The sequence below is a fragment of the Paraburkholderia sp. BR14320 genome (assembly GCF_040948665.1).
Taxonomy (GTDB): Bacteria; Pseudomonadota; Gammaproteobacteria; order Burkholderiales; family Burkholderiaceae; genus Paraburkholderia; species Paraburkholderia youngii.
Genome location: NZ_JBFPKG010000055.1, coordinates 35,515 through 49,800 on the forward strand (window position 1 = coordinate 35,515; position 14,286 = coordinate 49,800).

Annotated in this window: 11 protein-coding genes and 1 pseudogene; 2 read left to right on the forward strand and 10 right to left on the reverse strand. The window is 66.0% G+C overall.

Annotated features, from left to right (window positions below):
- Positions 1-107: 107 nt before the first annotated feature.
- The 4 genes from ilvA to AB3X89_RS32915 all read right to left on the reverse strand — a co-directional run bounded on the left by ilvA (position 108) and on the right by AB3X89_RS32915 (position 6,389).
- Positions 108-1,679, reverse strand: coding sequence for a threonine ammonia-lyase, biosynthetic (gene ilvA, locus AB3X89_RS32900; RefSeq protein WP_368586988.1), 1,572 nt, complete (start codon positions 1,677-1,679; stop codon positions 108-110).
- A gap of 358 nt (positions 1,680-2,037) precedes the next feature.
- Positions 2,038-3,303 (reverse strand): virulence factor family protein, encoded by a 1,266-nt coding sequence (locus AB3X89_RS32905; RefSeq protein ID WP_368586989.1) that lies wholly within the window; start codon positions 3,301-3,303, stop codon positions 2,038-2,040.
- Positions 3,300-5,891, reverse strand: coding sequence for a bifunctional lysylphosphatidylglycerol flippase/synthetase MprF (mprF, locus tag AB3X89_RS32910; protein ID WP_368586990.1), 2,592 nt, complete (start codon positions 5,889-5,891; stop codon positions 3,300-3,302). The genes AB3X89_RS32905 and mprF overlap by 4 nt, the downstream gene beginning before the upstream one ends.
- A gap of 354 nt (positions 5,892-6,245) precedes the next feature.
- Positions 6,246-6,389, reverse strand: a complete 144-nt coding sequence (locus AB3X89_RS32915) for a hypothetical protein (protein WP_368586991.1) — start codon at positions 6,387-6,389, stop codon at positions 6,246-6,248.
- Between the two features lie 228 nt (positions 6,390-6,617).
- On the opposite strand from AB3X89_RS32915, the gene AB3X89_RS32920 reads away from it, so the two are divergent.
- On the forward strand, positions 6,618-8,021 hold the full coding sequence (locus AB3X89_RS32920; RefSeq protein ID WP_368586992.1) for an MFS transporter: 1,404 nt from the start codon (positions 6,618-6,620) through the stop codon (positions 8,019-8,021).
- A gap of 63 nt (positions 8,022-8,084) precedes the next feature.
- Here AB3X89_RS32920 and AB3X89_RS32925 read toward each other — a convergent pair whose 3' ends face one another.
- The 5 genes from AB3X89_RS32925 to AB3X89_RS32945 form a co-directional block, all read right to left on the reverse strand.
- Positions 8,085-8,579: a DUF421 domain-containing protein gene (locus tag AB3X89_RS32925; protein ID WP_368586993.1), complete on the reverse strand. Its 495-nt coding sequence runs from the start codon at positions 8,577-8,579 to the stop codon at positions 8,085-8,087.
- An 89-nt stretch (positions 8,580-8,668) separates the two neighbouring features.
- On the reverse strand, positions 8,669-9,334 hold the full coding sequence (locus tag AB3X89_RS32930; protein ID WP_368586994.1) for a glycosyltransferase family 2 protein: 666 nt from the start codon (positions 9,332-9,334) through the stop codon (positions 8,669-8,671).
- Positions 9,331-9,936, reverse strand: coding sequence for an SAM-dependent methyltransferase (locus AB3X89_RS32935; RefSeq protein WP_368586995.1), 606 nt, complete (start codon positions 9,934-9,936; stop codon positions 9,331-9,333). The genes AB3X89_RS32930 and AB3X89_RS32935 overlap by 4 nt, the downstream gene beginning before the upstream one ends.
- Before the next feature lie 33 nt (positions 9,937-9,969).
- The gene (locus AB3X89_RS32940) at positions 9,970-11,124 is read right to left on the reverse strand and encodes an acyl-CoA dehydrogenase (RefSeq protein ID WP_368586996.1); all 1,155 of its coding nucleotides are present in this window, start codon (positions 11,122-11,124) and stop codon (positions 9,970-9,972) included.
- 121 nt (positions 11,125-11,245) lie between these two features.
- On the reverse strand, positions 11,246-13,216 hold the full coding sequence (locus AB3X89_RS32945) for a PAS domain S-box protein (protein ID WP_368586997.1): 1,971 nt from the start codon (positions 13,214-13,216) through the stop codon (positions 11,246-11,248).
- A 282-nt stretch (positions 13,217-13,498) separates the two neighbouring features.
- Here AB3X89_RS32945 and AB3X89_RS32950 point away from each other — a divergent pair, with 282 nt between their 5' ends.
- Positions 13,499-13,732, forward strand: coding sequence for a hypothetical protein (locus tag AB3X89_RS32950; RefSeq protein WP_368587000.1), 234 nt, complete (start codon positions 13,499-13,501; stop codon positions 13,730-13,732).
- 48 nt (positions 13,733-13,780) lie between these two features.
- Here the strand turns inward: AB3X89_RS32950 and AB3X89_RS32955 are convergent.
- A pseudogene (locus tag AB3X89_RS32955) lies at positions 13,781-14,281 on the reverse strand (NAD(P)/FAD-dependent oxidoreductase); the annotation flags it as partial.
- Positions 14,282-14,286: the final 5 nt, after the last annotated feature.

Here is a 14,286-nt window from a genome sequence, read left to right on the forward strand (position 1 = left end):
GAAAACGCAAGACTGGTGGGGCTTTCCGGCGATTTGGACCACACCCGGCTCGTTTTGCCGGCGTGGCGTCCACTCAGGTAAACCCCGATCCGCTAAATGAGCTTCGACTAGCCGAGAAACAGTCGGTAGACAGGATTTTTCGTTTCTTCCCAGCACGGATAGCCGAGCGTTTCGATGAAGCGCTCGAACGCTGCATGGTCGCTCTCGGGTACCTGAATGCCGACCAGAATCGAGCTGTAGTCCGCGCCCTGGTTGCGATAGTGGAACAGGCTGATGTTCCAGTTCGGCGCCATCGACGACAGGAATTTCATCAGCGCACCCGGACGCTCGGGAAACTCGAAGCGGAACAGACGTTCGTCGCGCGCGAGCGGCGAACGGCCGCCAACCATATAGCGGATGTGCTGCTTCGACAGTTCGTCGAAGGTCAGATCGACGGTCGCGAAGCCGTGCGCTTCGAATGCGCCGGCGATCTGCGCCGGTTCGCTGCGATTGCGGATCTGCACGCCGACGAAGATATGCGCCGAGTTCGCGTCGGCGATCCGGTAGTTGAATTCGGTGACGCTGCGCGTGCCGACCAGCTCGCAGAAGCGCTTGAAGCTGCCGCGCTCTTCGGGGATCGTCACCGCGAAAACGGCTTCACGTGCTTCGCCCACTTCCGCGCGTTCGGCGACGAAGCGCATGCGGTCGAAGTTCATGTTCGCGCCCGACGTGATCGCGATCAGCGTCTGGTTCTCGATGCCTTCCCGTTCGGCGTACTGCTTCGCGCCCGCCACCGCCAATGAACCCGCCGGTTCGAGCACGCTGCGCGTGTCCTGGAACACGTCCTTGATCGCCGCGCACAGCGCATCGGTGTTCACGAGCAGCACTTCGTCGAGATATTCGCTGCACAGACGGAAGGTTTCCTCGCCGACGAGCTTCACCGCGGTGCCGTCGGAGAACAGTCCCACTTCGTTCAGCGTCACGCGCTCGCCCGCCTTCAGCGACGCGGCCATCGCGCACGAATCATCGGTCTGCACGCCGATCACCTTGATCTCCGGACGCACCGATTTCACGTATGCCGCGACACCGGCCGCGAGACCGCCGCCGCCGATCGGCACGAAGATCGCGTGAATCGGCCCCTGGTGCTGGCTCAAAATTTCCATCGCGACGGTGCCCTGGCCGGCGATCACGTATGGATCATCGAACGGATGCACGAAGGTCAGGCCGCGATCTTCCTGCAGCTTGACCGCGTGACCATAGGCATCGCTATACGATTCGCCGAACTGCACGACCTCGACGGTCGGCCCGCCATGCGTGCGGATGGCGTCGACCTTGACCTGCGGCGTCGTCACCGGCACGACGATGATCGCCTTCACGCCCATGCGTGCGGCCGACAACGCGACGCCCTGCGCATGATTGCCCGCCGACGCGGTGATCACGCCGCGACTGAGCGCTTCGGCCGGAATGTGCGCCATCTTGTTGTACGCGCCGCGCAGCTTGAACGAGAACACCGGCTGGTTGTCCTCGCGCTTCAGATAGACCGGATTGCGCAGCCGCGCCGACAGGATCGGCGCGCGTTCGAGTTCGGTCTCGCGCGCCACGTCGTAGACGCGCGCGGTCAGGGTCTTTTTCAGGTAGTCGTGAGACGGCGCGACGCGCGCGGCTGCTGCGGCGGCCTGTTCTAGTTCGGTTAACAGCACGGCAAGCTCCTGGGTGGCAATATCGATGCAACAACGAATCGACCGAGATCGACATCAAACGATGGCGACCGCAGCATGTTCACCAGGAGGCAGGTAGAAAATGAACCTGAAAGCGGACATAAAAAAACCCGCCTCGTTTGGCGGGTTATGTGTCACTGCAAGTCGACGCGCGCTAACCCACCATTCGATGAATGATGCTAATAATCAGCGCAATACGGATGTCGAGGCAGTTCATGCGGGCGATCTTCGTCGACTTGGCAGGCTTTGTCAATCTCCGCGGACCACGGTTCCGGCCAGAACGGACCCAAAAAAAGGGCGCGCCGTCAAGCGCGCCCCGCTGATACGCCCACCGCAGCAATCAATCGCGCACGCCGCTCTGCTTCTTGAATGCCACGAGAATGCGTCGCTCCAGCACGTTGTAATCGCCGCCGAAGTGATGATCGCCGGAGGTGCGGATGACTTCGACACCGCTCTTGTCGAGCGCCGGACACAGCGTGTCGGTCTCGCTCTCGCCATAGAAGCATTGAACGATCGACGGCGGCACATGCGTCAACTCGGGTCGCACGTTCAGCGCCTTGTCGCTCGCGGGCATGCCGAGCCAGCCGCCGACGCGGATCTGGAAGTCGGCGTCGGGCGCGAAGCCGAGCAGCGACATCAGCGACACCTTATCGCGCTGCGCCTGCGGCAGACGGTTATACGCGAACGGCATCACGTCGGCGCCAAACGAATAGCCGATCAGCGCAATGTGCTGCGCGTGCCAGCGCTCGCCATAGGTTTGCATCACGCGCGCGAGATCGCGGCTCGTTTGCGCGGGCGGCTTCTCGCTCCAGAAATAACGCAGGCTGTCCCAGCCGACCACCGACACGCCATCTTTCTGCAGCGCCTGCGCGATCGTCTTGTCGAGATCGCGCCAGCCGCCATCGCCGGAAATTACGATCGCCATCAGGCCGTTCGGATGCGCGGCCGGCAACTCGATCAGCGGCAGGTCGGACACGTCGTCGGCACTCGTCGAGACCGGCTGCAGATGCGGGGTCAGCAAAGCGACGAGACGCGCGCGATCGGCGTTGCCCGTGCTCGCCTTTTCGACGAAGCCCGGCACCTTATCGCGGATCACGGTCGGGTCGGGCGGACACGGTTGAAAGCGCGCGTCGAGCGTGCGGTCGGCGTCGACCGACACCGCGCCCGCGATCGTATTGGACGGCGCCTGCTCGAGCACGTGCATCGCCAGCGTTGCGCCCTGCCCCGTACCCGCGACGATCGGCGCGAAGTAGCGGCTCGACTGCGATTGCCGTTCGAGTTGATGGCTGAGCGCCTCGGCATCGCCCACCAGTTGATGGCAGGTTTCCTTTTTCGCGGCAAGGTTGGCCTCGTAGCGCGCGATATCGACGCCAACCGTCATCGCGCCCGCTTTCGCGAGCGCATCGGCGCTCTGCTGATCGGCCGCGCTCCAGCCGCTCGCCTGCGAATACAGGACGACGAAGCCGCGCAGCGGGCCCTCGGGCTGCGTGACGCGCACGTCGCCATAGCGGCCGCCCGGCACGGTGGTGGTGGCCGCGTGCGCGAGCGCGCCGCAGCTCAGAACGCTCGCCGCGACGGCGAGCCGGAACAACGGATGCAATGTCATGAACGCCGGCCTCCTGCCAGCAGCGACAGGTCCGCGAGCGTGAAGAACACGCCCGAACCGGATGCCGCGAGATAGCGCGGCTCCCAGTGCGGCTGGAACTTGCTCTTGAAAGCACGCAGTCCGCGGAAGTTATAGAAGCGGCCGCCGAAGCGCCACACGATGCCGGCCAGCCGATGCCAGCGCGACGCGAGCGGAGTCGGCTGCACGCCGGAGAGCGGTGCAATGCCGAGACTGAGCGAGCGGAAGCCCGCCTGCTTCAGATGCAGCGCAAGCTGCGTGAACAGATATTCCATCGCGTACGGCGACGCGCTTTCGACGTGACGCATCACGCCGACTGTCGCCTCGGTATTCATATCGGTCGTCATGAAGGTCACGAACGCGACCGGTTCCCCGTTCTGGCGCACCAGCATCACCGACTGCGCGGCGAGGTATTCGTCGTGGAAAGCGGCGACCGAGAAACTCTTCTCGCGCGCATCGTGGCTGCCGAGCCAGCCGTCGGAAATGCCGCGCAGCGTTTCGAGCGACGCCGGCACACGCGCCTGATCGATCACTTCGACGCTAAAGCCGTCGCGCTCGCCGCGCTTGAGCGCATAGCGCAGATGCGCGCGGTGCGAGCCCTTTAGATCGAAGTCGTCGAGCACGACGTGCGCTTCCTCGCCGAGCTTCATCAACGTGAGGCCGGCGTCGAGATACAGCGGCAGTGCATTCGCACGCACCTGGTAGAACGCGGCGCGACCGCCGTGCGCATGCGCGAGGGCGACGAACTTCTTGATGAGGCCCGCCCACTCTTCGCGCGGCCCCACCGGATCATGCAACGCGGCCCACGTGCGGCCGTATTTCGCGTACATCAGGAACGCCTCTCGCGATTCCGAAAACAGGAAGCTCTTGTCGCCCATCAACGCGAGACCGGCATCGCTGCGTTCCTGCGCGCGCACGATGCGCGCGGCGTCGAGCAGATCTTCGGGCGCCGGCTTCACGAAGCGGCCCGGCGCCGGACGCAGCAATTGCCAGAACGAGAAGGTCGCGGCGAACACGCTCGCGGCGAGCGTCGCGCGCAGCGCGCGCGGCGCGCGCTCGTCGAACGCGAATTGCCACCACAGGTCGCGCGTGTACGGCACGTCACGGAAAGCGAACAGCATGACCCACGTCGCGAACATCAGCACCATCGCGATCGACACGAGCCAGCCGGCCGTGAAACGCTCGGCGAACAGCGACGAATGACGGTTGAAGCGCTTGCGCGTCGCGAGCAGCAGCACGATCAGCATGCCGAGCACACCGGCTTCGACGAATGCGAGACCCTTGGTCAGCGACAGCGCAAGGCTCAGCAACGCGAGCGCGAGCGTCATCCACCATGCCGCATCGAGCCGCCGCAGCAGCCCACGCGCAACGAACAGCAGCAGCACGCCGACCACGCTGCACAGCATCGCCGAGCTTTCGAGCACCCACAGCGGCACCACGTTGCGCAGCATATGAATGCGCTGCCAGAACGCCGGCGTCGCACTCGAGATGACCAGCATGCCGCCGACCACGAACGTGACGAGGCTCAGAAACAGCGGCGCGAGTTCCGACACGCGCTCCGCCTGCAGCATCGACAGACGGTTCTTCAGCGCGCGCCTCTCGAAGCCCGCGAGCAGCGCCGCGGAGACGATCAGCGGCACGCCGAAATAGATCGCGCGATACGCGAGCAGCGCGGCGACCATCTGATGCATCGGCACGCTGCCGCTCAGCGTGAACACCATTGCGGCCTCGAACACGCCGACCCCGCCAGGCGTATGGCCGATCAGGCCGAGCAGCATCGCGGCCGCGTAGACGGTGATGAAGCCGATGAAGCTCACGTTCGCATGCGGCAGCAAGGCCCACAGCGCGAGACCCGCGGCGACCACGTCGAGCACCGCCAGCGCGACCTGCGCGAGCAGATCACGGCGCGCGGGAATATCGAACGAGAGCCACTGCCAGCGCGTGCGGATCGGCCGGGTTTCGCGGCGGCACGCGGCGGCGGCGAGCGCCAGCGCGATCAGTAGCGCAGCGCCGCTCCAGCGCAGCGCGACTGGCGACAGATGCAGCATCGGCGCGAGCTGTCCGGCCATACCGACCATGCCCAGTGCGGTCATCAATACCAGGGCGAGTGCGAGCGACACGCTCGTGAACACCGTCATGCGGCCGATCTGCGCGGGCGTGATGTTCGCGACGCCGTACACGCGCGCGCGCACCGCTCCGCCCGTCAGCGCGCCGAAACCGGTCGCATTGCCGAGCGCCGAGCCGGCCGTCGCGCCGACCCACAGCGCCGCGCGCGGCACGCTCGCGCCGAGATAGCGCAGGCCGACCGCGTCGCGCCCGACCAGCGCGACGTAGCTAAGCGCGGTCGCGCCGAGCGCGCCGATCCACTCGCGCGGCGACAGCTCGCGCAATTCGCGTATCACCGAACGGTAATTCACCGCCTCCGACAGATGCTGCAGCACGACCAGCAGCAGCCCGCAAATAACGAGCGCGAGCACGGGCGACAGAAGTCCCCGGCTGCCAAGCACTTTCGCTGCACGGCCGAGCAGCGCGCGCAGGCGCTCGAAGCTGTGTTGAAGTCGGTGGAACATGGTCAATGCGGGCCTTGCGAGAGCAGTCGCGGCGACGGGTGCGTCACGCGCGGTATCGCCTGTGGCGACGATTACAAAGTGATAACGGCAAAACGTGCAAAAGGTTGACAGCAATAGCAATTTTGCTGTCGGTTGACCTGCGCGGCGCGCGGCAAAAGCGCGCGAGCGATATCTGGAAGGGAAACGGCGATGGTGGGCCGGAACTGGCCCCAAGCGGGGGTTTCTGGAGGGACTGATGGCGGAATGACGAGCCGAACGCTACCCCCCTGGTGGGGTCAGAAAGCACAATGCCCGCGACTTGAGCGGGCATCGACACGGTTGGCAGGGCCTGTGCGGCCCGTGCGCAATACGCGCTTATTGCGGGCGACGATACGCTTCGGCGATCACCGCGCAGTTTTGCAGATGCAGGTTGAGCGCATGCAGCGCCAGCGCACGCAGCTTGCCGAAGAACGTAGTGGCGGCGGGGGTGGAACGGACAGCAGTCGATGCGGTATTCATGGCGGCTCCTTATTAGGGTTTCTACCTAAGCAATAACCCGATTATAACCATCTCGTGCCGCAGCGCAACAAAAATCAATATTATTGGCGGCATCGCAACGCCGCCGTCGCGTGTTGGATACAGAAAGGGTAAAGGGGCAGCATCGGCCGCGCAGGTATTAACAATCCGCACCGTACAGGTGCAATAATGCCCCCTTTGCCTGCGACGCTTCGCCGCAGCCTCGCCGTCATGACCGTCGCCCAGACTCAGAAAGCTCTGATTGCGCCCCTTATCGTCGCGTGCGCGATGTTCATGGAAAGCGTCGACGCCAATGTGATCGTCACCGCGTTGCCGGCCATGGCGCGCGATTTCGCCCGCGATCCGGTCACGCTGAAAATCGCGGTCACGAGCTACGTGCTCGGGCTCGGTGTGTTCATCCCGGTATGCGGCTGGCTCGCCGACAAGTTCGGCGCCCGCACGGTGTTCCGCACGGCGATCGGCATCTTCGTCACGGGCTCGCTGTTGTGCGCGGCGTCGAACTCGCTTGCCACTTTCACGGTTGCGCGTTTCATTCAGGGCGTCGGCGGCGCGATGATGGTGCCGGTCGGGCGGATCATCATCTTTCGCGTGGTGGAAAAAGCCGACTTCATCCGCGCGATGAACTATCTGAGCGTGCCCGCGATGCTCGGCCCTGCCGCCGGTCCGCTGCTCGGCGGCTTCATCACCACGTATCTGCACTGGCGTCTGATCTTCTTCATCAACGTGCCGATCGGCATTCTCGGCATCTATCTGACCAATCGCTATATCGCCAATACGCGCGAACCGGACCCCGGCCCGCTCGACTGGATCGGCTTCCTGTTGTCGGCGGCGGGCGCGGTGCTGCTGCTGCTCGGTTTGTCGCTGGTCGGCGGCGAACTGATTTCGAATACCGACGCGTTCGGCATGTGCGCGCTCGGCGCGGTACTGCTCGCGATCTACGTCGCGTACGCGCAGCGCGTCGCGCTGCCGCTGCTCGACTTGCGCTTTTTCAAGGTGCCGACTTTCCAGGCGAGCGTGCTCGGCGGCTCGCTGTTTCGCATCGGCCTCGGCGCGCTGCCGTTCCTGCTGCCGCTGCTGCTGCAGGAAGGCCACGGTATGAGCGCGTTCCAATCGGGGCTGATCACCTGCGCGTCGGCGTTCGGCGGCATGTTCATGCGCACGATCGCCTCCACCGTGCTGCGCCGCTTCGGCTTTCGCCAGGTGCTCGTGTTCAACGCGGCGCTATCGGGCATTTCGATCGCCGCGTGCGGACTCTTTTTCCCGCACACGCCGACATGGATCATCTGGGTCGTCGTGCTGCTCGGCGGCTTCTTCCCCGCGTTGCAGTTCACCAGCCTCAATTCGCTGACCTACGCGGAGATTGCGAGCCGCGACGTCGGCCGCGCGACGAGCCTCGGCAGCGTCGTGCAGCAGATGTCGCTCGGTCTCGGCGTGACGGTCGGCGGGATCGTGCTGCAGATTTCGCGCGCACTGAATGGGCATCCGAGCATCACGTGGTCGGATTTCTGGCCCGCGTTTCTGGTGGTCGGGCTGTGCTCGTTCGCGTCGATTCCGGTCACGCTGCGCTTGCCGCGCGGCGCGGGCTCGGAGATTTCGCGAGGCGGGCGCGGCTGAGCTGCGCGTTGAGTCCTTACAGCCCGCCCGAACAAGCGCCCCGCGCTGCACGCGTTCGGGCGCTCACTCGCGCTTGCGTATCACGCTCACCTCGCCATTGCGTTCGAGGATCGCGGCGGCCACGTTGTCCATCGAGCGCGAGCCGATTTTCTGCCGCACGCTTTCCTCGATGTCGGTGCGCGTGATGAGCGCCGCGTGCATTTCGTTCGCGTGGAACTTGCCGTCGCTGAACACCTCGCGCTCGACGCCACACACCAACAGCTCGAAGCGGCGCGAACGTATAAACGCCCACGCGAGCACCCGGTGACATACGACGATCACCAGCGACGCGACCACGGTCGCGATGAACGGCGACGCCCCGACAATCGCGCGGCTCAGCATCGCGCCGAGCAGAATCACGACGACCAGATCGAACGGCGTGCGCTGACCGAACGAGCGCCGCCCCGATACGCGAATCAGCACGATCGCGATCACGAACACGACGATCGAGCGCAGCCCCATCTGCAACGGGTCGAGCTCCCTGCCCTGGCCGAATAGAACGAAAAACGCGTCCATCATGTTCGTCCTCCCCGCGGCTTATTGCCGTGCCGATGTTCCGGTATCCGGATCGTTGCGAGCGAGACCCGCTCGCGACGCAGCGCCGTCGCTCAGGCCAGCGCGCGATCCGTCGCCCATCCGATGAGCGTATCGCCGAAACCGCCGCGCGCGCGGGCCGCGGTGCGCGCGCTCGTGGTCACGCGCGGCGCGGCGCTCCACGCGATGCGCGCGCCCGTCGCGATCAGGCGATCGACGAGCGCGACATCCTCGCTGCACCTGAGCGGCGGAAAGCCGCCCGCGCGCCGATAGGCTTGCGCGGAAACGCCGAGGTTCGCGCCGTGCACGTGACGATGTCCGTCGGCGTCGACATAGGTCTTGCGAAAATATTCGCGCACGCTGTGCGGATGCGCGCTCCAGTCGTCGACGGCGATGGAGCCGCACACCGCATCGGCGCCGAGCGCTAATTGCGCGGCGAGCCAATACGGCGACACGCGGCTGTCGGCATCGGTAAACGCGAGCCAGCGCGCGCCGAGCGCGAGCAGCAGCGACGCGCCCAGCGCCCGCGCGATCCCGACGTTGCGCGCCTTCAGCGTCAGCGTCTGCACGCCGTAGGCGCGCGCGATCGCCCCGCTGAAATCGCTGCACGCGTCGAGCGCGACGACGATCCGCACCTCTTCGCCGGCGAGCGCCTGGTGTCGCGACGCTTCGAGCAAGGCCGCAAGGCACCCCGCGATCAACGCCTCTTCGTTATGCGCCGGGACGATCACGCCGATCATAGAAGCCCCTCTCGCTGCGCGACCGAACGTGCGTCGCGCGACCACACGTCGATCAGCAAGTCGGCTTCGTCGTGATGCGCGAGACGCGCGAGGCCGCAGCGCGCATCGAATAGCGCGTGCGCGCGGTCGGCCGATTCGCGCGCTTCGGCGAACGGCCGGCGCCAGTGGCAGGCGAGCAGCGTGCCATCGGTCGTCAGCGAGCCGGCGATGCGCGCGGCCAGCGTTTCGAGTTCGGCCGCGTCGAGATAGTACGCAAACTCGCTGATCACGATCAGATCGAACGGCCCGTGCTCGGTGGGCCATTCGCACGGCACGCTGCGCTGTTCGATCCGCACGTTCGATGCGCCCGCCACGCGTTCGCGCGCGAGCGCGACCGCGCGCGGGTGCAAATCGGCGGCGAGCAGCGCGTCGCAGCGCGTCGCGAGCCCGGCCGTCAACTCGCCGTTCGCGCAGCCCGGTTCGAAGCCGTTGCGATAGCGCGGCCGCGGCAGCAGCGCGAGTGTCAGCGAACGCTTGCGGCGTTCGTACCAGCCTTCGCGCAAGCGCCACGGATCATCGCTGCGTCGGTAAAGTTCATCGAAGTACCGCATCGGCGAGCTCATCTCAGCGATCCTCCGAAGGCTGGGGAACAAAGGTCATAGCGTCCACGACGTGAGTGTTTGCGACGACGCGTGATCCGATGCCGGCGCGGCGCTCGTGTCGGCGGACGCGACGAGCCGCTCGCCAAGCGCGGCGAGATCGCGTTGCGCGTGGCTTTGGCGCAGAAACACCGGCAGGTCGGCGAGCGCTCGCGCGAAGCGCGCGTCGCGGCACAACGGGCCCGCGCCGAGCGCGCGCGTCGCCTGATCGATGACGGCGCTCGCGGCCTGCTCGACGGCAAGACGCGCGCGCAGCACGCGCGTCTGCGCATCATCCGAAGGGCGCGCGTCGATCCACGCGGCGGTTTCGCGCAGTACCGCGGCGGCCGACTGCAATGCGACATCGGTCGCACCGAGATGAGCCAGCCGATGTGCATCCGCGCGCCGGGCGCACGCGTCGCGCAGCGTGCGGCCGATCTGCGCGGCCGCACCGTACCAGCACCCGGCGATACCGGCGCCGCCATGCCAGAAGCCCGCGCGCCGCAGATATTCATGCGGCGCGCCGACGAGCGTCGCCACGGTGTCGTTGAACGTCACATCGGCGCTCGCGGTCGCCCACATGCCGACGGCCTGCCACTTCGATGTGTCGATCGAGATCGAGCTCTGGTCCAGCGCGACGGCCGCGAGCACCGGCTCATCATTGCGCCAAGCGGTCACGAGCGCATGGGTGAGCGCCTGCGCGCCCGAGCACCAGGCTTTGGTGCCGGACAGGCGCACCTGAGCGCCCTCGCCGGAAACGTTCTGGATTCCTTGATTGACCGCGCGCACTCGTGCATCCGGCGCTTCGGCGGCCCACACGCCCCAGCGGCTTGCCGGCGGCGGCAGCGGACCGTTCAGCTCGGCGAGAATCGCGAGCGCATCGGTATGGCCTTCGAACAGTTTGACGAGACCGAGGTCGCGCGCGGCAACGGCGGCGAGCGCGCGCCAGCGCACCAGCGTCTCGCCATGCCCGGGCAACGGCAAGGTCGGCGCGCGATCGTAGCCGCGCTCGATCAGATCAGCGAGCAGTACTCCGAGAGCAGCGGGATCGTTCGCATCGAAACGCGCGTCGCGCAGGAAATCGTCGAGCGGCGGTGCGCGGCCGCCGTGTTGATTAGAAATCTGCCGTGACTGGGCCTTAAAGCTGGCCGCGTGGTCGCGCGTATCGAGCATCGTGCCTCCCCTGCACCGTTTCGATCCGCAGCCCGCCGCGCGGCGGCGGACCGGAACGTATGCAGAGTCGCAGCAAACATCGTGCCCCAGCTGACGACGCAGCCGCGCAGCAAAAAAGCGCCTACGTCCCCCCGCTTCCGCTCAGTCGTCCATCCGCCTTCGTGAGCAATGCGTCGAGGACCGCCATCTCGACCGGCTTCACCAGGTGCGCATGGAAACCCGCTTTGCGCGTGCGATCGAGATCGCTTGCATGACCGAAGCCCGTCATCGCCGCGTACATCGTGCGAGCCATCTCGGGCAGCGCGCGCAACGCCGCGAGCGTCGCATAGCCATCCATCTTCGGCATCGCGAGATCGATCAACGCGAGATGCGGCGAGAAGCGCGGCGCGATCTGCAGCGCCTGCTCGCCCTCGTAGGCGATACGCACCTCATGGCCCTTCAGTTCGAGCAGCATCGCGAGGCTGTCGGCCGAATCGCGATTGTCGTCGATCAGCAGAACCCGCAGCGGCTGCACGTGGGGCGCGGCGCTGATCGCGCCGCTCTCCGCGGTGTCGGACTGCGCCGAGAGCGGCAGACTCAGCGTGAACGTGCTGCCAAGGCCCGGTCCTTCGCTGCTCGCGACGATGCTGCCACCATGCATCTCGACGAGCGACTTGCACAGCGTCAGGCCGATCCCAAGACCGCCTTCGCCGAAGCTTTGCCCTTCCTTCTCCTGCGCGAACAACTCGAAGATCTTGTCGAGCGAGCGCACCGGAATACCGCAGCCGACGTCGCGCACTTCGAGCACCGCCATGCGGAAGTCGACCCGTCCACGCATCTCGATCACGCTGCCGTGCGGCGAAAATTTCGACGCGTTGTGCAGCAGGTTTTGCAGCACCTGCACGAGCCGCGTCATGTCGCCGCGAATGCTCACGGGGGCGTCGGTGACCTGGGCGACCACGCGCTGCTCGCGCGAGTCGGTAAACGGCCGCGCCGCTTCGATCGCGCGCGTGACGAGCTCGGTGAGATCGACGCGCGCAATCCGCAGTTCGACCTTGTCGGACATGATGCGGCCGATATCGAGCAGATCGTCGACGAGTCGCGTCAGGTGCGTGACCTGGCGATCGATCAGATCGCGCGCGCGCGCGACCACCGGGCTCAGATTGGCTTCCATCTGCATCGTGCCGACCGCGTTGCGCACCGGCGCGAGCGGATTGCGCAGTTCGTGCGCGAGCGTCGCGAGAAATTCGCGCATGCGCTCACCGGAGCGCTCGAGCTCCTCGCGCCGGCGCCGCTCGGTGAGATCGCGCGTGACCTTGGCGAAGCCGCGCAAGCGTCGCGATTCGTCATAGACGGCCGTGATGATCACGTTGGCCCAGAACGTCGAGCCGTCCTTGCGCACGCGCCAGCCTTCGTCTTCGACGGTGCCGATCTGCCGCGCGATCGCGAGCTCGCGCGCGGGCTTGCCGGCCGCGGCCTCCTCGGGCACATAGAACTGCGAGAAGTGCCGGCCGACGATTTCGTCATGCGTATAGCCCTTGATGCGCGCGGCGCCCGAATTCCAGCTGACGACGAAGCCTTGCGGATCGAGCATGAAAATTGCGTAGTCCTTCACGCTATCGACGAGCAGACGGAAGCGCTCCTCGCTCTGGCGCAGCGCTTCGAGATATTCGCGCTGCGCGGTCAGGTCGCGCGTGATCTTCGCGAAGCCGGTGACCTCGCCCTGCTCGTTGCGTATCGCGGTGATCACGACGTTCGACCAGAACGTCGTGCCGTCCTTGCGCACGCGCCAGTCCTCGTTCTCGAAGCGGCCGGTATGCGCCGCCTGTTCCAGCTCGTAGCCTGGGCAGCCGCGGGCGACGGCTTCCTCGGTATAGAAGCGCGAGAAATGCTGGCCGACGATCTCGTTTTCCGTGTAGCCCTTCAGCTTCTGCGCGCCGGCGTTCCAACTCACGACGTGGCCTTTCGCGTCGAGCAGAAAGATCGCGTAGTCCGAGATCGCCTGCACGAGCGACCAGTAATCGACGCTAACGGGCGCCGACGGCGCGGCCTCGGCCTGCACTCGAGCGGGCTCGCCGTGGACGCGGAGAGTAGAAGCATCAAGCTGGGTCATGGCGGACACGTAGTTGGAATTGTTGTGTTTAGCAAATCTCGCGCCTGGCCGGCGCCGAAGCCTTCGCGCAAACGCTTGCGCGGCCCACGCATGGGCCGGGATACCTCGCGAAGGGCGCCCGCGCGCCGGCTCATAAGGCGCACAGCTTATAACGGCGGGCCCCGCGCTTGCTAGCCGGTCATCACTGAAAGCGTCGCCGCGCGGCGGTTTCGGCTTTCGGGTTTTACCCTTCGACAGCAAAAACAGGAGTGTCAATTGAAAAAGGTATTCACGACTATCGCCATGAACTTCGCGGCCCCGTGCGCCCTCGCCGCGGCATTGAGCTTCGTATCCACCGTCGCGCAGGCGGAAGGCTGCGCCAAAGGCGCGGTCGTGGGCGGGGTGACCGGCCACGTTGCCGGACATCATGGGACGGCGGGTGCGGCCGCGGGCTGCGCGATCGGCCACCATGAGGCGAAGAAGAAAGACAAGGCCGCGAGCGCCGCGGCCGCCGCGAGTCAACCCACTGGAAAATGATGCCAATGGCCGGTCCGGCTCGACGTTGCAGCGCTTGCGCGCACGCCGTCAGCCGGCCGCGCCGATCTTTTCCGCGAGCTTCGTGTCGTAGCTCGAATGGACATGCACGCGTTTCTTGTCGGGATACGCGTAAGCGTACGCCTTGCGCAGCGCGAGCGACGCCTCGTGAAAGCCTGACAGGATCAGCTTCTGCTTGTTCGGATAGTTCGCGATGTCGCCGACGGCGAAGATGCCCGGCCGCGAGCTTTCGTAGTTCGAGGTATCGACATCGATACGCCCGCCGTGAATCTTCAGTCCCCACTGCGCGATCGGGCCGAGATCCGCGACGAGTCCATACAAGGCGATCAGGTGTTCGGCTTCGAGCTGGGTCTCGCCATGGATCTGCTTCAGCGTCAGGGAACGCAGCGCGCCGTCTTCCACCTCGAGCGCCGCGATCGCGCCGATGACGAAGTCCATCTCACCCGCCTCGACCGCGCGCCGCATCAGCTCGACGCTCGAATCGGCCGCGCTGAAGCCGGCGCGCCGATGCACGAGGGTCACGCGCCGGCTTCAGC